Below are 20182 nucleotides of genomic sequence, written 5' to 3' on the forward strand. Positions count from 1 at the left end.
ACATTTATTCTACAAGGTTTCCTTCTTGAAGCTAGTTTGATTGTCATTTCTTGCATTTTTCTTGTCACTTGTTGCGAAAAGTCTGATCAATTTTTTCTTTTAATGCTTTGGAAAAATAACGGCTAACGAGTAACTCTTCTGTATTTTGTAATGTGACATAGAGATTTCCATTTAAAAGCGACGAATTGATTTCTTTAACCATATAGATATTTAAAATAGTCGTTTTCGATATTTGGATAAATGGTTCTGGGAGTTCTTTCATTAACTGAGCTAGTGTCAATCTTCGCTCATACACTTCATTTTCCGTATAAAAAAAACATTTGCGATCAAGATATTCGATATAAAAAATCGAGAATAAATCTAAATAGACATCTCTTTCTTTTTTATAGTCTCTCACTAAAATAGTTTCCACTTTGTATTTCTCTAAAATGTCAGCAATCGAAGTTAAAAATGGTACCTTTTCATGAACTTGAAAAAGTACCATCTCCTCTTGTTTTTTTGGAATCAAATCAAACAATACTTTCATCATGGTCCTCACACTTGTCTAAATTTCTTTTATCATACTCTTTTTTGAGGTGTTCGGACAAGTCATTTATTTGCTCATCTTCAAAACAAAAGCTTCATAAGGACGTAAATTCAGTTTGCCAGTTGGTATCTGTTTTTGTGGATAGTTTGAAATGACCAGTGTCATCGCTTGATCAGTCAATGTGTATGGCTGTTTTTTTTCAGACATATTGCAAACGACTAACCATTGTTCATTATTCAACGTCCGATAATAGGCAAATACGTCATCGGGCGTATCTGTTACCAACTGGTAATCTCCCCAGACGATGAGTTCATTGTTTTTCCGTAACTCGATCAATTGCTTATACGTATAAAAAATAGAATTTTTCTTTGCTAAGGCTGTTTTCACGTTGATCGTTTGGTAGTTTGGATTGACGTGTAGCCAAGGAGTTCCTGTGGTAAATCCAGCATATTCACTATTATCCCATTGCATCGGTGTACGCGCATTGTCACGCCCTTTTGCATTGATCGAACACAAGATTTCTTCCGGAGTAAATCCTAAAGTTAACCGTTCGTGATACATGTTGATCGTTTCAATATCTTGCGCTTCAGAAATATCCTTGATCGGGTAGTTTGTCATCCCGATTTCTTCTCCTTGATAAATATAAGGTGTCCCTTTCATCATATGCAGCAAAATCGCAAACATTTTGCCACTTTCTTCTCGATAATCTTGATCATTCCCCCAACGTGAGATGATCCTTGGCAAATCATGGTTATTCCAAAATAGACTGTTCCACCCTTCATTCCCTAAAGAAGTTTGCCATTTTGATAATACCTGTTTCAACTCAGGAATACTTAATGGTTTTAAATCCCATTTGTCTTTTCCTGCCTGTTGATCCAAACCGACATGCTCAAATTGAAAGATCATCGATAGTTCATTTCTCTTGGGATCAGAATAAAGCTTCGCAATGTCCGTGGTTGCTCCCCAAGTTTCGCCCACTGTCATCAGATCTTTGTTTCCAAAAGTAGCTTGATTCATCTCTTGTAAATAGTCATGAAGTTTGGGACCATTACTTGTTATTTCTTGATCGGGTAACTTCCCAATCGTATCGATCACGTCCATTCGGAAACCACCGATTCCCTTATCGATCCAAAAGTTCATCATCTGATAGATCTCTTGACGTAAGTGGGGATTTTCCCAGTTTAAATCTGGCTGTTTTTTACTATAAAGATGTAAATAATACTGACTAGTTGTTTCATCAAACTGCCAAGCAGAGCCACTGAAGATCGACCGTAATTGATTCGGTTCTTTTCCATTGATTGGGTCACGCCAAATGTAATAATCCCGATACGGATTTTTCTTACTTTGACGAGCTTCGATAAACCAAGCATGTTCATCTGATGTGTGGTTGACGACGAGATCCATAATGATTTTTATTTCACGTTTCTTTGCTTCTGCAATCAGTTCCTCCATATCAGCCATCGTGCCAAATTCGGCCATGATTGCTTGATAATCACTGATATCGTAACCATTATCGTCGTTAGGAGATTCATATACGGGAGATAACCATATCGTATCGATCCCTAAATAATGCAGATAATCTAATCGAGCGATCACTCCTTGTAAATCCCCGACTCCATCCCCATTCGTATCTTGAAAACTACGAGGATATACTTGATAGACAACTGATTGATGCCACCATTTTTTCTCCATACTTTCCTCCATTGGTTAAAGATTATTGATGCCTCGCAAAAATTGTAACGCTTTCAAAAACGAGAGTAAATAGCCATTATTCTCCTTATTTCTTTCACCACGCCTAAACCTTGATGCTATCGTCTTTTACTTTCAGTTGTTACCGATAACAATTTTTTCCAAAAAAGAACCCTGGCATTTGTTTTCTCGCTAACAATAGCGAGATCTCCATTTGCCAAGGTTTTTTTACTTGTCACACATCATAAAAATTAATCAACTAAATCAAGTTAACTAATGTTCAGTATCCACATGAAGCCAATAAAGACAAAGAATAACAGATACATGATCGGTGATACTTCTTTTCCGCGTTTTGCTGCGATCATAGTAATTGGATAGAAGATAAATCCTAATGCGATCCCATCAGAAATACTGTAAGTTAACGGCATACCGATCAAGATCAAGAAAGCTGGAATGGCGATCTCTAACTTGCCCCATTCGATTTGACGCAACGATTGTGCCATCAATACACCGACAATGATCAGTGCTGGTGCTGTTACTTGTGAAGTCACTACTGATAGCAACGGTGAAAAGAATAAACCGAATAGGAATAAGATCCCGGTCGTTACTGCAGTGATCCCAGAACGGCCACCAACAGCGATTCCGGCAGAAGATTCAACGAAAGCCCCAACTGGTGAAGTTCCTAATAAAGAACCTGCAAGCATAGCTGTTGAATCAGAAGCCAACGCTTTCCCAACACGAGGCATTTTGTTATCTTTCATAAAACCAGCTTGATTAGCTAAACCGACTAACGTGCCTGCTGTATCAAAGAATGTAACTAATAAAAAGGTTAATACGACTACCCACATTTGTAGTGAGTTGATGTCTCCGATATGTTTCAATGCAACTAAGAATGTTGGCTTTAAACTTGGTGCAGCCGAAACTAATTGAGAAGGCATAGGAATAAGTCCAGTCACTAATCCAAGAATCGTGCTAGCTACCATCCCGATAAAAATACCTCCTGGAACACGTCTTATCAATAAGATCGCTGTCACAACTAAGCCAAAAATCGTCAACCATGTTGAACCTACGCTTAGTGAACCTAACCCCACTAATGTAGATTCATTTGAAACGATGACTCCCCCTTCATTCAAGCCAAGGAAAGCAATAAATAAACCAATCCCACCTGAGATCGCATATTTCAAATCAGCTGGGATCGCATCAATGATCATTTCACGTAATTTGAAAATCGTGATCAAAATAAAAATCAAAGAAGCAACAAACACGCCTGCTAAAGCTGTTTCCCAAGGAATCCCCATTCCCAAACAAACGGAATAAGCAAAAAAGGCATTAATCCCTAATGCTGGCGCAGTACCAATCGGGTAACGTGCTAAGACCCCCATTAAAATACAGCCGATCGCACTTGCTAATGCTGTAGCCGTAAACACCGCACCTTCGTCCATTCCTGATGCGCCTAAAACTGTTGGATTGACAAATAAGATATACGCCATTGAAATAAATGTTGTAAAGCCTGCAAGTATTTCTCTTCTGACGGTGGTACCTAATTTTTCAATCTCGAAGTAGGAAAGTAGTTTTTCCTTCATCTTTCATCCCCCTAAAACCGAACATTTATAAAAAAGTCCCTCAAAATTTTGAATTATTTAAAAACAACGTGTTTAATCATATACTAAATCAGAACATAAGTAAACAAAAAAGTCGGATTTTAAGCAAAATCCGAACTTTAAGTTTTTTTGATCGTTATGTACTGATTTAACAGTTTTTTTAATAGAAAAGGAGCATTTCAAACAAAATAGCGTACCAAATCGGTTTGCTTTAGCTATTTTTTAGCTGCTCTTTTCCGATGCGTTTTTGTTCTTCAGCAATGAATCCCTTGATGTCACTTTCTGCCGAAAAATATTTACTAATTTCACTAGAATGAGTCAACGAATTCAAGCCGCCATATCCTGTATCTACCATTTTCCCCCAACCTTTTGTTGGCTTTTTCCCTGTCTTCAAGTTTTTCATACGGATTTTTTCACTTTTTTCTTCTCGTCGTCTCTGTGAATATTCTTCCATTTTTGCGATTAGATTCATGACAGTCTCTCCTTTCCTTCAAAAATTTGTTATTCATTTATTTAAATTCCTTGTCCTGTGCATCTCCTTTTCAAACACCAGGACCTCTTCTGATTTCAAACATTACAACTTACCGATCACAAAATAGTTTCCTTCTGGATCAGAAAAGTTGAACGTCTCTACGCCATTGTTCTCCATGATTTCACCAGCATTCTCTATTTTTTGATAGATCTCCTCAAATTGATCCGTAAAGAAAATGATCGAAGGAGTCGTACCTAACACTTCTGGCGAAAATCGTTGGACAAAAACTTTTGGAAAAATCCCTAATTCAAATTCTGGTGAAAGTTGCACGATCGTACTTTGAAATTCTTCTGGTAACTCAATCGTTTCACTAACTGTTGCGCCTAGAGTTTCGACAAAAAATTGACTAAGCACTTCAACATTTTCTGCATAAAGCATGACTCTGGTTTTACCGATCATCTCTGATCCTCCTTTGATGGTGTTGATCCTTTACATTAAGTATATCATGAAAGCGGATAATCAAAGAATCTTCGGTTTAGAGATCGAAAAATCCGACAAGATTTGACAGACTGTGACGATTCTTTGTCAGTTTGTCTTGTTTTGATAAGATTTGATGGCACAACAGCGAAACGAAACCATTCAAAACTACACTCGTTAGAGAAAACAAGATCACATAGAAAAATCCCTCGTTTTTCTATGTGATCTTATTGGTTGAGCTACTTTTCCTTCCTACGTTTCGCTCCTACTTCAAATGTTCATTTCTGGATGTTCCTTTGTTAGTGTAAATGTTTTCCCTTCTACGCCAAATGTTTGTTCCACGCGTTTTTTCAATTCTGTCATTGCTTTTGCGCCACGTGATGCTTGCTCTTTTGTGACTGATTCAATAATCAAAATGGCTTTAGTCGTGTCTTCCGTCAACATTGTCCGTTGCGCTTCTCGCCAGTTGAAACTGCGACAGATTGCTCCTTCGTTATCGTAATAAATGATTTCTTCTGGTAAAGCTGGTGCATCAGCTTCTGCTCCTAGAGGTAAGAAACTTTCACCACCATGAGCTTTTCCTAGATGAAGATCCCCTTTGATTTTTTCTTGATCTTCTCCTCCACATGGCACACCAAATGTTAGAGAAATACTGTTATAGATATCGACTAATGGGTTGATAGGGAAAAATTCACGTTCTTGGCTAGCTCTTTTTAATAACGCTTCAATCGATGAACGTGCTCCTTTTTTGGTTTTAAAACGTGAAAAAGCTTGACGCCATTGGGCAATGACTTCATTTTGACTGAATGTTTCTTCTGTCAAATATCCTCTTGCTTCTTTCGCTGCATCATTCAATAGTTGATGGAATTGTTCTTCTTTGGCTTTATCTACATGATTATCGATACCTTCGACTACCAAAACTTCAATTGTTGCTTCTGGAAAGACTTCCCAAAAATTTTGTTCTGCGATGATTTTTTCCATGTTTCTGCTCCTTTTATTTCTGTAAATTTTTGACATATAGATAATCTGTCTGAGCATCATCTCCCATATAAAAAATATGTTGGCTATGATGTTGGAATCCATGTTTTTTATAAAAAGCTAAGGCAGGATAGTTATGTTCCCATACCCCTAGCCAAATCGCCTCTTTTTGTTTTTCTTGCGCTTTTTGCACAGCAAATTCGATCAATCTAGATCCAATCCCTTTAGATTTAAATGGCGATCGGACATAAATACGTTCGATCTCTAAAAATCCTTCTCCCATTGCTTCTGTTTGTGCTTGCCCTATATTTAATTTTAGATAGCCAGCAATCCGGTCATCTAGTACTGCCCAATAAAATTCTGACTGTTCCTCTTGTAGTTCTCGCCTCAATTTATCGAGCGCATAAGCTTCATCCAAATAGGCCGTCATCAATTTTTCACTGTTGTATTCACCAAAGGTAGCTTGATAGGTCTCGATACTAATTGCCTGTAATTTTTCTACTTCCGTTTCATTGATCCCTACGATTTCGATTGTTTTCACCGCTCCAGTCCTTTCAATAAATTCTTTTGTTTCCTTTTTTTATATAATGCCAATCTTCACTCACATTTTTCCGAACTTTTTGCAAAAGTGTGTGTAATTGCAAAACTTCTTGCTGGGATAACCCTTTGACAGCTACTTGATTGGAATAATGATGCTCTCGAAGGATAAACGGATAGACTTTTTTTCCACGATCCGTTGGGTAAAGTTTTTTTATCTTTTTATTGTTTTTATCTGGCATGCTTTTTATCAGGTCTTTTGCTATCAATTTTTTCACCGCACGTGCCGTCGTTGTTCGGTCAACGTTGATCATCTCAGCTAACTTTTCTTGAATAATGCCAGGATGTTCACAGATTCGTACTAAATACAGGTATTGTCCTCTTGTCAAATCAACTTCTTGAAACTCAATGTTACTAATCGAGTCCAAGGCACGGGCAATTGCTCCAATCTCTCGAATGATTTCGTCCATTTTAGCCCTCCCTTACCTAGCTTTAGTATGATTTTACTCTTTTTTATTGCATTTGCAACAAAAAATCACTAAAAATAAAAAAACTACCTTCCCTGATCAATCGCAATAAGGCAAGGTAGCTTTTTCTAAAATCAATAGTTGCTCTTTGGTCGTACGTTTCAGCGAGAGTTTTGGTAAATCATTTAAGTGGAAGAATTTCATATTAGAAGTTTCATGGTTTGCCACAAACGTACCTGACAAGATAGCGCAAGAAAAAACAATTTTATAGTACTGAAAGGCTTGAGGGATGTCTGTGCGCAGATTCGTATCAAATATCGCTAATAATTGACCTACTTCTACCTCTAATCCAGTTTCTTCTTTGACTTCTTTACGTATATTTTCTTTAGGAGACAAACCAACTTCTGCAAATCCTCCTGGTAATGACCATTCTTGTGTTTTTGTATCTTCGATCAATAGAATCTTCTCGTCTTGTTTGATCCATGCACGTACGTCAACTTTTGGTGTTGGATATCCTTCATGAGCTTCTATTAGGCTTGTCCATTCTTCCTTTGTTTCCAATCCCACTTCACTCAGCAGCTTCAACGAGATTTCTTGCAGCTCTTCATATCGTTCTTTGTCAAACACGTCTTTCCCATAAAGCAATCCAGCTTGAGCAATCGCTAGTAAGCGGCGATAATCGTTTAGTCTGTTTTTCATTCTACTCACTCCTCTCACATGACTATCTTTTTACTTATTTTAGTATAAGTCAAATTTTTTAGCTAACTTCTACTTTTTTAAATAAACGAAGGCTGATTGAAGTAAAAAAATCCAAAAAACTCATCCTTTATTTGATATTGTGCCTTTTTTCATTATACTAATGGTAAGCGCTATCTAAAATAATCAGGTTTCATTATGAAGATACGGCGAAACGAGTGTCTTCCTCACTTGTCATACTTAACAAAGAAAGGTTGATCCGATGTATTCTTTAATGAAAAAAATCATTACTGAAAAAGATATCAAACGCCAAGTCTCTTTAGTGGAACTATTACTGAATCACTCGCAAATAACTGTGAACGAGTTAGCCGAAGCTGTTAATACCACAGAGCGTACGATTTTTTCTGATCTTCAAACAATCAAAACCCAATTACCTAAAGGCTGGCTAATCAATAGTGACCAATCAGGGATTCAACTAAAAAACGAACAGAATCTCCTGACAAATGAACTGTGGGAAATTTTTCTGACACAGTCGATCAGTGTTCAATTATTGAAAGAATTATTAACGATTAAAGAAGTCGCTACCCCCACCTTTTTAGCACGTAACGGCTTGTCTTATGAAACATTGAATCGTCATGTCAAAAAATTGAATCAACAATTAGTCGTCTACGAATTACAGATTGAACAAAACCGCCACCGTTTGTCGTTTTCAGGTGAAGAAGAAACCATTCGGCTATTTTATCATCGGTTACTTATGCCGTTTACCCATAACAACTATTTTTTCGAGGATTACTCGATCCATGAATCACACTACTTCCGATTTCTCAAACGTTTACGACAAGCTGAGTTAGCTGTTGACACTGAAGAGGTATTCGGGATTTGTTGGTTTTTTATCAACACGATTCGGATCAAAGCTGGTTGTCGGATCCCGACTTCATTGTTTTCTACCCAGGATCAATTATTTTTACTCTATGCTCCTGAATTAGAAAAACTGTACCGAACTGAAGGGGTCTATCTTAAAGATAAAGAAGCAGCGTTTGCTTTTTCCTGTTTTCTTGACAGCTGGAACTATAACAACTCTTACCCGCCTATGATCTTGGATATTTTACACCGTCACCCTGCAGAAACAAACATTCGTGAATTTGTAAATCGTCTATCAGAAAGCCTAGCTATCAAAGAGTTAGAACAAACAAACTTACCGGAAAATTTGATTTTACTACTCCTGAAATACTATGAATCACCGTTATTGATCGAACAAACAACCAAACAATATCACTATTATTTAAAAGAATATGAACAAGAATACCCAGAGTTATATCCTCATAAATTCGCTTTGTTGCAACAAGTCAAAGAATCAACGAGCATGGTCAAAAAGGTCACCAATGAGACTTATTTCTTTTATTTACTTTCTTTATTGATCCAACAGACACTTTTAGCCGTACAACCGTATCAAGCAACGATTTATTTTATTTTTCAAGGGGAACCTTCATGGAAAGCTTTTTTGCAACAAGAATTAAATGCTTATTTAGGAAAGCGAGTGATCTTGGAGCCAATTGAATTGAGTCAATTGTCAGATATCACTATCAAGAAAAATGATTTATTGGTTTCAAATATTCCGATCGATACACCGCCAATGCCTGTCATTTATCTTTCAACGATCCCGACAAAAAATGAATTGGATCGTTTAAGTGACTTATCGTTGCGATCGTATTTGTAACTCACACTTAGTTTTTTTATGCTCTGTCTTAACATCGATCAATGATCAAGTAACTAACAAAAGCTTATAAATGTCTATTTGGTAATGGCCAAAGAGTACGTTTATAAGCTTTTATTTCCTGTTTGTGGTGGTACTTTTTACGTGGGTAACTCAGCATTTCGTTTTTTGGCGATCATCTTACTGATCCGCTTTTCGATCTCAACAATTACAAAAAGTAATAGAATATTTAGTAAGATCGGTAGTTGCTCTGTCAGGGAAAGACTTGTTGTCCCAATTAGCTGTTGTGCGATCGGTAAGTAAATCACTCCTGCTTGTAAGAGGACCAACATCCCGAGTGACAAGAACAACGCTTTGTTTTCAAATAAACTTCGATTCAATGAAGGATCAAGTAACTCGCGGCAATTGATCATATACACAGCTTGAGCAGCTACGATATTTTGTAAGAGCATAGTTTGTTGGAGCGCTTGTCCTTCAAAGCTCATTGCTAGTAAATAAGCAGGAATCATGATCAGCAATGACACATAAAAGATTCGAAACACACTGTAGCGGGTGAGAATCCCTTGCTTTGGATCTCTCGGTGAGCGACTCATCGTGTCCTTACCAGCTTTTTCAAATCCTAAAGCATAGGATAACGTGATCGTAGTAACCATGTTCACCCATAAAATTTGGACAGGTGTCAGTGGTAACGGCTGGTTAACGAGTAGTGCCCAAATAATGACCAGTCCTTGGGCTAAAGCTGTTGGTAAGAAAAAATTGATTGTTTTTTGAAGATTGTCGAGAATCCTCCGCCCTTCTTTGACTGCTTTAGCGATCGTATGGAAATTATCATCACCCAGTACCATGTCCGCTGCCTGCTTGCTCACTTCACTCCCTTTGATTCCCATAGCGATTCCTACATCAGCACGCTTCAAAGCTGGCGCATCATTCACACCGTCACCCGTCATTCCAACGATTTCTTCATTTTTTTGAAGAGCATCCACGATCCGTAACTTGTGTTCCGGTGTCGTTCGGGCAAATACATCTACTGATTTCACTTGTTTCGCTAGTTCTTCATCGGATAAACGATCAATGTCAATTCCTTCTAACACGTTTTTTGTGTGTTTGAGACCGATTTGTTCAGCAATTGCCTGCGCAGTGTCTTTATGGTCTCCTGTGATCATTTTCACCGAGATCCCTGCATTTTGACATTCTTTGACTGCTCGGATCGCACTCTCTTTTGGTGGATCGATAATTCCTGCAATCCCTACAAAGGTCAGTTCATTCAATTGATCATGTCCTAATTCTTGATCAGGAGCAAGTGTCTTATAAGCAAAGCCTAAGACTCGTTGTCCTTTTTGGGCGAGTTTCATCGCTTCCTCTTGCCATTTTCCGACTTGTTTCGGTGTCAAGTTCGCTTTTGCTAGTAATACTTCTGGTGCCCCTTTGACATAAACAATCGCATGTTCCTGTTTGTCATGCATTGTTGCCATGTATTTATAGCTTGAACTAAATGGGATTTTTCCTTTGACTGGCTCCAAAGGTAGTGATGCTTTTGCCGTGTAACGCAGTAAAGCAAGTTCGGTCGGGTTTCCTGTTAATTCGGCCACGTTTTGATTTGCTTTGGTTTGGATCTCTTGGCAGTTTTTCATGATTGCCAACATGGTTTCTTCTTGATCCGTCACTGTTTCGACAACACTCATTTCGTTTTTTGTCAGGGTTCCTGTTTTATCCGAACAAATCACGGTCATAGAGCCAAGAGTTTCCACAGAAGGCAAACCTTTAATAATCGCTTGCTCTTTAGCCATTTCGTTCACACCTAAAGAAAGGATCATCGTGAGTACTGCTGGTAAACCTTCCGGGATCATCGAAACGATCAAAGCAATAATCGTTGAAAATAAGAAGTTCATTTCCAAGCCATATCTAAATGTCGTGAAAAAGAGTAAGAACAAGCTAAGGAAAAGAATCCCACGAAAGATCTGCTTGTTTAGTTGGTTGATTTTTTTAACGAGTGGTGTAGTTTGTTGTTGGACTGATTGTAGTGCCTGATTGATTTTCCCGATTTCAGTGGTATCTCCCGTTTCGATGACCACACCAATCGCAGTCCCTGTTTGAACTAAGGTACCAGAAAATGCCAGATTCTTCTGATCTCCGGTTGAGACAGTTGTCGTCAATCGTTCGCTAGTCTTTTCAACTGCTTCCGACTCCCCCGTCAATGCGGCTTCTTCTACCATGAAGTCATGGACCTCAATCAAGCGAACGTCTGCAGGTATAACATCGCCTGCTTTCAACGCTAACAAATCACCTGGTACTAATTCCTTAGCTGGAACCAATTCTTTGATCCCTTCTGTGAAAATCACCGCGTTCTGTCCTAAAAGTTTTTCTAAGCCGTTTAACGCTTCCTCAGCCTTTCGCTCTTGCCAATAACCAACAAAACTATTGACGAGAACGACTGCCAGAATAATACTGCCTTCAATCACTTCTCCTGTAAAAAATTTTAACAAAGAAGCAACCAATAAGATAATCATCAATAATTCTGTCAAATGCTTCAAAAACTTTCGTAATGGACTAACTTTCTTTTTTACTTCTATATGATTATAGCCGTTTTCTTTTAAACGACTGATACGCTCATCTTGGTTTAGCCCATCTGGAGTCGTTTTGAGTGTCTTCATCACTTCTTGGGCTGTTTCTTTATACCAGACCATCGCAATCCCTCCTCTTTCGGTTGTGATACTTTTATTATAGGTAGGAGAGACTTGATTTAACGTCAATTATTTCAGAGGACCCTGAAAAAAATAGGGGAAAAATATCGAATCATTTTGGAGCGGTCTGACGAATCCGTTGATAGATCAAGTTCAAGGCACCAAACCAAACAACGGAAACTACGGGAATCACACGAGTAGTTGGTTCAAAAAACAAACTGATTCCTACCAAACCAAAAAAACATAGAATGAGTCGATCTTTCCATTTTTTCAACTGACTTTTCGTTAATTTTAGATGGGCAAATAAAATAGCTGACCAGACAAATAAGAACGAAATCGTGGTCATGCCTGCAAGTAATTGAAATAAAATCCGACTATCTGATACAAAAAAGTGTAAACAAAGTCCTAATAAAAACATGCCTCCAGTAAATAAGATACCGTGCAAGGGCACACCTCGAGAAGATAATGTTAGAAACCATTTGGAAAGATTTTTTTCTTTTGCCGTATTATATAAGATACGACTCGTACTATAAATGGCACTATTCGTGGAAGAAAGTGAAGCAACCAAGATGATCAAGTTGATGACTCCTGCCCCTTTGCTACAATGAATGAACTGTAACATCGTGACCAACGGACTTTCTTTTAAATCTAAAGATTGCCAAGGAACGACTAACAAAATCGCCACGATCGTTCCAATATAGAAAAAGAGGATACGTGCGGGTAAACATTGGATCGCTTTTTTAAGGTTTTTCTGTGGATCTGCTGTTTCGCCCACCGTTAAACCGATCATTTCAACTCCGGCAAAACTAAATAAAACCATTGGAAAAGCAGCAACTAAGCCGGTTAGTCCAAATGGAAAAATGGTTTGGAGCTGATCAAAATTTTCTCTGACACCAATTTTTGGTGACTTGAAATACAAAAAGCAAACGCCAATCCCTAAAAGAATAAATAATAAAATCCCAAAAATCTTGATAGTTGAAAACAAGGTTTCCAACTCACCAAACCAACGAACCGCAACTACGTTAATGATCACTAAGGCAATAAGTGCGAAGATCCCACTGATTAAGGGAGAGAGTGCTGGTAACCAAAAGCGGATATATAAACCAATCGCTGTCAATTCGGTCAACCCAGCACCCATCCAACATAACCAATATGTCCAGTTGACTAAAAATGCCCATCGTTCGCCTAAATAGTATTGGATGAAATCGCCGATCGATTGAAACTCATTATTGGATAAAAAGAGTTCACCCATCGCATACATCAACCCATAAATAGCGAGGCCGCAAACAAAATAAGTAAGCAAGACAGCAGGTCCCGCCAACTTGATTGCTTTGGCAGAACCTAAGAATAGTCCAGTCCCGATCGCACCTCCTAGCGCAATCATCTGGATATTCCGGTTCGTCAAAGTTTTCTTCATTGTGGTTCTTTCCATCTTACTCACCTTTTCTTTATTCTTGATTCAATTTTTGTTGGACTTCTTGTTCCCATGATGGTTTTCTGATTTTATCAATACATAATGGGGCAATGAATAAGATCAAACTAATCACCGTTACTGCGATAAAGTTGATCAACGTTCCAGCTTGCATCGTCAAGCCTACCGAACAGCCAATTGCTGCAAAAAGAACAAGTACAACGATCCATGCACCTAAATCACCCTTGCCACCTTTTTTACCGATTCTAAATGGTCGGGCAAGTTCAGGTTTGGCTTTTCTTAATTTCAAAATAGCAATCCCCATAATGACATATACAATACAATAAATTACTGTCGTGGAGTTCACTAACATCAGAAATGCCTGATTGACACCTGGTATCAACAAATAAAACAAAGCAAAGATCGAAATAATCGTTGATTGTGTTAAGATCACTGATTTTGACACATCAAATTGGTTCGTTTTCCAAAAATTGAATTTTGGTGGATATGCTCCTTTTCTCGCACTTGCAGTGACTGTTTTTGCTGGTCCTGAAGCCCATGCAGATAATTGGACAGCTACACCTACAAAGACTAATAGACTGAAAATATTAACGATGATATGTGGTAATCCTAGAATCTGACAATAGATTGAAATGGATTGCGCAATATTATTCAACTCCATTTGGCCTTTAGGTACCACATTTGCTACGACTAACGCATTCAACGTATTCACAAAGAAGAGAAAAATCAATGCAGCAAAGATCCCTTTAGTATAAGTTTTTACAGGATTTTTCAAACGGGTGATGTAGACAGATGACATCTCGATCCCCGTAAAGATAAACATGATTGGTGCAAAGTAAACGAATGATTTCGCTGTTTCTGCATCAGGGATCAATTTAGCCCAAGAAAAATGACCTAATGTTGCATGTGGTTGGATACCGACTTTGATCCATGAAAAAATACCTAAAAGAAGCATAATTGCTAATGGAATATATAGACCTAACCAAACACCGATCTTCCCACCAATTTTAGCCATATCAAATTTCAAATTTAATAATGTAATGATCCAATACACGACTAGAATAACGATCAAAGTAAATTTACTGTTCAACCCTAAAGGAACGTTATCAATCATATTACCCAACAAAGGTGCTAGCGCTGAAGCGACCATTACCATCCCTGGAAACATTTGGACCCATAAAAGCCACGAGACAACAAAGCCCCATTTTCGTCCTAAAGAATTTGAGACCCAGAGTTCTGGTCCACCTTTTTGGGGAAACATCCCAGCAAATTCACCTGAGATCAACGAAATAGGAAAAGCATAAAATAATACCGCTACAAGCATATAAAAAAGCATCGTCCACCCCGTGGCTGCAACATCAGGAATGTTCCGAACACTAGCAACTAAGGCACAAGTCATACCGATGAATGTCAGTGTAGTGATTTGTGAAGTTTTCGAATCTGTCATTGTTATTTTCCTTCTTTCCATCAACACAGAATAAACTATCTAATTTGAACGTTACAGGGGGGAAAAGCTATGAACGAAAAAAATTAATGGCAGTATTTCATTTTGAAAAAGAACTGCTTGCGTTTACCCGATTACTCACTAGTCTTCAACTATCTGAGTTTGACATAATCTTGATATCTTGAATCGGAAAAGCGTTTGAACAGCCACTCTTTCTACTCTGAATACAACAATTCAACGTGCATCATCTATCTTCTTTGATCATAGCTTCCTGTAACATCGTTCTTCACTAGACAGTTTATCGGTTAATTTTTATTGTTATAAGATTTCATTGAGAGTTTTTTCCATGGCTTTGGTAATGCCTTGCGTATAGAACTCGAAAATCTTGTCATCATTAAGATATGGTGTCATAATTGCCGCTCTTAGCAATGTCACTTTTTGTTCTTTTTGCCATTCTTCTTTCGAAAGACCTATCCGTTCAATGAAAGGAAGTGGGGAATCTCCATATTCTTCTTTCATAAAGGTCGTATGTGAAGTAATGAAATGTTCACTATAAACATCCCCTTCCATATAAGAAGAACGATTGAACATTTTTTCATTCAATTCATTGATCGTTTTTAAATCCGTGCATCCTTTGACTTTAAATACCCAATTGACCATATTAAAATCTGGATGATTCAAAGGATAAACTTCAATCGTTTTCCCTTTGATGGTAAAGCTCAATTGTTCTAAAAATGCTCGGAAACGTTGAGCTGCTTCAATCGAGGCACCAATCAATTGACCATAACCAGTAATGTTCAATGGCAATACACGATGAGCAGTCCAAACAGCAGCAGCCGTTGCCCCGGCTTTTGATCCTTCTAAAATATAGGCGCCTAACATGTCCGGTGCTTTTACTGATTTTTCAAAAACATAAGGAGCAAAATAGGAAATAATGTTACGCATTTCTTTGTGTTTGATTACGATACCTCCAGCAGCATAAGGAACATAGCCCATTTTATGCGGATCGATCGTGACCGAATCTGCCTCAGAGATTGCTTTGAACCCATCGTAAACACTTTGATCAATGGAAACATCATAATTAAATACATGATGTTCTTCAAAAAAGTCTGGCAGAGATTCATAAGGTACAAACTCGCCTGCTTCATTTAAGAACAATGCACGTGCATACCCGCCATAAGCTGCGTCAACGTGAAGATAGAAATAAATTCCTTCTTTGTATAATTTTTCTCGCAATTCGACGATTTTATCTACACTATCCACTTGGCCTTCTTCCGTAGTCCCAACGACCGCTACCACACCTAGGACTGGAATCTTTTGTGCGGCTAATTCACGGATCGTTTTTTCTAAAATAGCAACATCCATACGATAATCTTCTTGAACTGGGATAGCGATCATTTGATCTAACCCAATCCCGCAAATGTCTAAAGCTTTCATCCATGAATAATGCTTCGTTTGTGGCACTAACCATTTGCCAAGTTCTTGGAGGTGTTTCCCACTACGAGATGAAGCTGCTTTGACAGCATCTAATTCTTCATCACTGAAGGTTCCAACCATTTCTAAGATTTCTTCGACAGAAAGATTCAATAGTTCCCAATCTGTTTTATCTTTGACTTTTTCAGGATAAACTTCCTTCACTGCAAGGGGAATAGATTTGATACAACGTGCATACCAAAGACCTTCAAGGTTTGCGATCGAGCCATCTGCTGTGATATGGCCCCAGCCACCGGTCATATTGAATAAATCAGCAAAATCTTGCCCTACTTCTGCCTCCATTTGTGAAGTTGCCATAGAAGATTCCAATGCCACATTATTCGGATTCCAAAGCATAGCAAAGTTATAAGCAAGCAAGGCAGGCATCAATGTCTCAGCGTTCATTTGACCCCAATAACGCCCAGCAGAATGCCAAGGGATCGATCCTGCACGCATCCGTTGACTGACTTCATCCAAGACTTCCACCATATGCTCACGAGTGGCGATATATCGAGGTGCTTGTTTGTCGGCTTCACTAATGGCTGCAACGTCACCAGGAAGATAATTCTCTCTCCAGCCTAAATGTTCATCGACCATCTTGTTCAATTGCATTTTGTAAAATGCGCCATTTTCTGATTTGTCGCCAATAAAGACGGCTTTGATATCCATATCTTTCATGTCTATTACCTCCATATTGTTCTCGTTGGCCAACGATTTTGTAACTGCAGATGAAACCATCCATCTGTATCACACTACTGACTATAGAACAAAAAATGAGATAATTTTTTTTATAACATTGTAAAATAACCCCTTTTTTTAGAAAAAAATAAAGAAAGTCTGATTTTTCAGAATTTTCTACTCATAATAACGAATATTTTATAAAAACATGAGATAAAAAACTGTCGTTTCTTAAGTGTGTTTAAAAATAAATACGTATATTAAAAAAATAATTATTTTATTTATCCGTTTACTCATCCATTTTTTACTTTTATTGTATTTTTTTCACAAGAATTTTTTCTCTTTATATTTTTATAAAACATCGTTTTATAACAAAAAAGCTTGTCAACACAAGCTTTTTCATTCATATGAAAAAAAATAAAAGTGTTTTAAACTTTAAATCATGGCATAATGAATGGTACATTGTTCAACCATCTACAAAGCGGAGGAGTTTTAATGTTTGAAGACTATTTGGAAAAAAATATTTTACGCCAGTTATTTCTTTGCGGTCAATTCTATCACAAAAAAGAAATCGATTTAGACGAACTATCCCATTTATTACAAGTCTGCAAAACAACGTTACTCAATGACATCAAAGCGATTCGAACTGAACTCAAGGATGAGATCATCTATAGCCACCGAGAAAAAGATACTTGTTCCTTGTATTTTGATCCTACGATCCCTCGTTTTCGCCTGATACAAAAATTAGCACGCCCTTCTTTATTTCTTAAAACTTGTCAGTTATATCTTGAAAATGAACCTGATTATCTCCAACTGACTGAAATCGAGTATATTTCTGTTAGCAAAGCGTATTCATTAAAAAAACAAGTACTTGCTTATTTTGAAGATTGTGACATTCAAATCCAACACCACTCTCCACGATTTACGGAGATCGAACGTCGTTTATTATTATTGAATGTGACTTATCGAACGGGCACCTTGAAGATCCCAACACTTCCAGCAGACTACTTCCTGGCAATAGATGAATTTATCGAATCGGTAACCTTTAATAGTAGGCGTATCTACGATAAAGACAACCGTGAGATCTTACGTATTGGATTGTTGATCAGCTATTTGTCTCAAAAAAGGCATCCCTTATCGATTGAACAAGATTTTATAGCCGAACTTCAAAAACGCCCCATTTATCAATATGTGATGGATGCATGGCATACAACTAAACTAAAACAGTATTATCAAGAAAATGAAATATACTTTGCTTTGATCTTATTTAATCTCAGTGATTATGGCTTCAATTCTTACCAAGCAATCGAAGAAGACTTCTGTCACCTCCATCAAGTTTTCATTGAAGATAGCCAATCAATCAAGCAACTGATTACCCAGTTTGAAAGCTATTTCAATCGAAAATTCATCGGTAACCGAGCATTCGAACGCGCTTTAATTCGTTTGATGCGCACCGCATGGGATAATTATCAACTCTTTGTACCTGAAAAATTTTATCTTTTGTCCCCAGAACAGCAATCCTTATTAGCCGAAATACAGCCTTTATTCAACCAATGGTTAGCCCAATTACCTTATAGACTACGACTTAAAATCAATTGTTTGGAAGCTTTCGTTATTGAATTAAGTGGCATTTTACGCATTAATAAAACAAAACTCCACGTCCGTATCGTTACCAACTCAGACGTAAAATATCTGATTTACCGAGAAGCCTTAGAGTCCGTCACTACTTTCGATATGGAAGTCGATCCCGTTGTTTATCAGCACTTAGACGAAGCAATAAAAAGTGCTGCACAACAAGAAAACACTCGGATTTTATGTGAAAAAACTCTCTATACGCCAGAAGCAGAACAGTCTCCGACAATTGTTCCCGTTTCCGTAGACACAATTGAAAAATCGATTGTCTGGGCAGTTCAAGCAGTTCGATAAGCCGTGCTGGGAAAAACCGGCGTATGCTTCACTGAAAGCCAGCTTCCAGTGAAAAAACCAAGTTGTTAGCACAACTGTTTAATAACGTTCGTTCTATAAACTGGCCGATGTTAGGCAATTAAAAAGCAAAACAAAAAATCTCAAAACCTGGAAAGTTGTTTTGAGATTTTTTCTATATTGCAAATGTTTCTACGTTGGCACATCGTAATAAACGAGTTGCGTGATATTTATAACTTATTGTCGTGCATCCGAGCCGATTTCTTTATTTAAAAAGAACGAAATGATCGTTCGGATCACAACCAAAGCAGCTAACTGGAAGACATCTTCCAAGGTTGGTTTGATAATGGACTCAATGATACCAGCTGAGATCAGGACTTCTAAACTCAACAAGATATAGCCACCTAACATTTTTTTGATTGCATTGTTTTGGTTAATCCGCTCTGCTTTGATTCTTCGTTCCGTAAAAGAAAAGTAGAGAAAATCTTTGATAGCTAACCAAGCACCCCAGAGAATGATTAAAATAGCAAAAACGTCTAATACGATGACTAATAGTTCCAAATAAGGGGCAAGTTTCTCGATCAAATTAATTTCCATTATGTGTTCCTACCTTTACTTGCTTTTTATCTTGTGTTTCTAAATTCAAGAAATAGGAAATAATCGTTCGAATAATGATGATCACTGCTAATTTTAAAATATCTGTCCAAGTTGGTTTGATAACTGATTCAATGATATCTGCTACCACTAGCACCTCTAGACTCAGCAAAATATAACTAGCCAATAATTTGCGTACTTCCGCATTTCGGAAATTACGCTGTTCGTAGTCTTTTTTCAGTGGGTGCCAGTCAAAAAGATTTTTTAAGACTAAAAAAATCCCTACCAGCAAAATAATGATTGAAGCAATATTCAAAATTGCGATCAACCAGTCCAAATAAGTTATCAAATTTGTATCAAACATCTCACTGTCCCCTCTCACATTCATTTTAGTTCACGAACAAATGCCTACTGTTTGATGATAGAGAAAAAGCACGAAATTAGCAAATCATCTTTTCTTTGAGAAAATGAATTCGTTTCAATGTTGATAAGACTGAACAATTGCGTCCTGTTCCGTAAACATACCCATTCATTTTTAAAAGGCACGATTCCCCCTTTCAATGATCAAAACTTAGCAGATTCAACAACTGAAGACACTTTCCTATATAGAAGTAAAAAAAGAGCCTACTTTTCATGATAAAGTAGGCATCTTCATTCATTCAAAACAACATAACTCTAAAGCTACCTCTTATCATAGTTGATGAGGTCAGCACTCAAAATAACACAAAACTAAAACAGCGATCGAGTAAAGCACAACGCTTCTACATTTTGGAAACATTCAAAACAACATAGCTCTAAAA

The 20182-nt window shown here is 37.6% G+C and carries 17 protein-coding genes and 1 CRISPR repeat array (1 of these 18 running past the window's edge); of the genes, 2 read left to right on the plus strand and 15 right to left on the minus strand.

Going from position 1 to position 20182, the window contains the following annotated elements:
• Positions 1–64: 64 nt before the first annotated feature.
• From IGJ23_RS11900 to IGJ23_RS11940, 9 genes are all read right to left on the minus strand, one after another.
• Positions 65–526 (minus strand): LytTR family DNA-binding domain-containing protein, encoded by a 462-nt coding sequence (locus IGJ23_RS11900; RefSeq protein WP_010737019.1) that lies wholly within the window; start codon positions 524–526, stop codon positions 65–67.
• Positions 527–592: 66 nt separating this feature from the next.
• Positions 593–2218 (minus strand): glycoside hydrolase family 13 protein, encoded by a 1626-nt coding sequence (locus IGJ23_RS11905; RefSeq protein WP_438775015.1) that lies wholly within the window; start codon positions 2216–2218, stop codon positions 593–595.
• A gap of 266 nt (positions 2219–2484) precedes the next feature.
• Entirely contained in the window at positions 2485–3798 is a 1314-nt protein-coding gene (locus tag IGJ23_RS11910) for an NCS2 family permease (protein WP_010737017.1), read from the minus strand.
• A gap of 229 nt (positions 3799–4027) precedes the next feature.
• Positions 4028–4288 (minus strand): hypothetical protein, encoded by a 261-nt coding sequence (locus IGJ23_RS11915; protein ID WP_010720977.1) that lies wholly within the window; start codon positions 4286–4288, stop codon positions 4028–4030.
• A gap of 102 nt (positions 4289–4390) precedes the next feature.
• Entirely contained in the window at positions 4391–4747 is a 357-nt protein-coding gene (locus IGJ23_RS11920; protein ID WP_010720978.1) for a VOC family protein, read from the minus strand.
• Between the two features lie 288 nt (positions 4748–5035).
• Entirely contained in the window at positions 5036–5746 is a 711-nt protein-coding gene (locus IGJ23_RS11925) for a B3/B4 domain-containing protein (RefSeq protein WP_096708688.1), read from the minus strand.
• Between the two features lie 13 nt (positions 5747–5759).
• A complete protein-coding gene (locus tag IGJ23_RS11930) occupies positions 5760–6284 on the minus strand; it encodes a GNAT family N-acetyltransferase (protein WP_438775016.1) in 525 nt (174 codons plus the stop codon).
• 13 nt (positions 6285–6297) lie between these two features.
• Positions 6298–6750, minus strand: a complete 453-nt coding sequence (locus tag IGJ23_RS11935) for a MarR family winged helix-turn-helix transcriptional regulator (RefSeq protein ID WP_053766210.1) — start codon at positions 6748–6750, stop codon at positions 6298–6300.
• A 96-nt stretch (positions 6751–6846) separates the two neighbouring features.
• On the minus strand, positions 6847–7446 hold the full coding sequence (locus IGJ23_RS11940; RefSeq protein ID WP_438775017.1) for an NUDIX hydrolase: 600 nt from the start codon (positions 7444–7446) through the stop codon (positions 6847–6849).
• Between the two features lie 259 nt (positions 7447–7705).
• Here IGJ23_RS11940 and IGJ23_RS11945 point away from each other — a divergent pair, with 259 nt between their 5' ends.
• Positions 7706–9160 (plus strand): helix-turn-helix domain-containing protein, encoded by a 1455-nt coding sequence (locus IGJ23_RS11945; protein ID WP_010720983.1) that lies wholly within the window; start codon positions 7706–7708, stop codon positions 9158–9160.
• 137 nt (positions 9161–9297) lie between these two features.
• On the opposite strand, the gene IGJ23_RS11950 is transcribed toward IGJ23_RS11945, so the two are convergent.
• The 4 genes from IGJ23_RS11950 to tdc all read right to left on the minus strand — a co-directional run bounded on the left by IGJ23_RS11950 (position 9298) and on the right by tdc (position 16865).
• Entirely contained in the window at positions 9298–11841 is a 2544-nt protein-coding gene (locus IGJ23_RS11950) for an HAD-IC family P-type ATPase (protein ID WP_438775018.1), read from the minus strand.
• A gap of 109 nt (positions 11842–11950) precedes the next feature.
• Positions 11951–13270: an amino acid permease gene (locus IGJ23_RS11955; protein ID WP_438775020.1), complete on the minus strand. Its 1320-nt coding sequence runs from the start codon at positions 13268–13270 to the stop codon at positions 11951–11953.
• A 16-nt stretch (positions 13271–13286) separates the two neighbouring features.
• Entirely contained in the window at positions 13287–14717 is a 1431-nt protein-coding gene (locus IGJ23_RS11960; RefSeq protein WP_010720986.1) for an amino acid permease, read from the minus strand.
• Between the two features lie 315 nt (positions 14718–15032).
• Positions 15033–16865 (minus strand): tyrosine decarboxylase, encoded by a 1833-nt coding sequence (tdc, locus tag IGJ23_RS11965; RefSeq protein WP_010720987.1) that lies wholly within the window; start codon positions 16863–16865, stop codon positions 15033–15035.
• A gap of 495 nt (positions 16866–17360) precedes the next feature.
• Here tdc and IGJ23_RS11970 point away from each other — a divergent pair, with 495 nt between their 5' ends.
• Positions 17361–18791 carry a helix-turn-helix domain-containing protein gene (locus IGJ23_RS11970; protein WP_438775021.1) on the plus strand — a complete coding sequence of 477 codons (1431 nt, stop codon included), beginning with the start codon at positions 17361–17363 and terminating at the stop codon, positions 18789–18791.
• Positions 18792–19025: 234 nt separating this feature from the next.
• On the opposite strand, the gene IGJ23_RS11975 is transcribed toward IGJ23_RS11970, so the two are convergent.
• Complete coding sequence (locus IGJ23_RS11975; RefSeq protein WP_010720989.1) at positions 19026–19385, minus strand: DUF1622 domain-containing protein; 360 nt, start codon at positions 19383–19385, stop codon at positions 19026–19028.
• Positions 19375–19746 carry a DUF1622 domain-containing protein gene (locus tag IGJ23_RS11980; protein ID WP_010720990.1) on the minus strand — a complete coding sequence of 124 codons (372 nt, stop codon included), beginning with the start codon at positions 19744–19746 and terminating at the stop codon, positions 19375–19377. Before IGJ23_RS11980 ends, IGJ23_RS11975 begins: the two co-directional genes overlap by 11 nt.
• 401 nt (positions 19747–20147) lie before the next feature.
• Positions 20148–20182: a CRISPR direct-repeat array (repeat unit 36 nt) (it continues 338 nt past the right edge of the window).

Origin of the sequence: Enterococcus sp. DIV1682a (genome assembly GCF_051711005.1) — a bacterium.
GTDB lineage: Bacteria > Bacillota > Bacilli > Lactobacillales > Enterococcaceae > Enterococcus_B > Enterococcus_B hirae.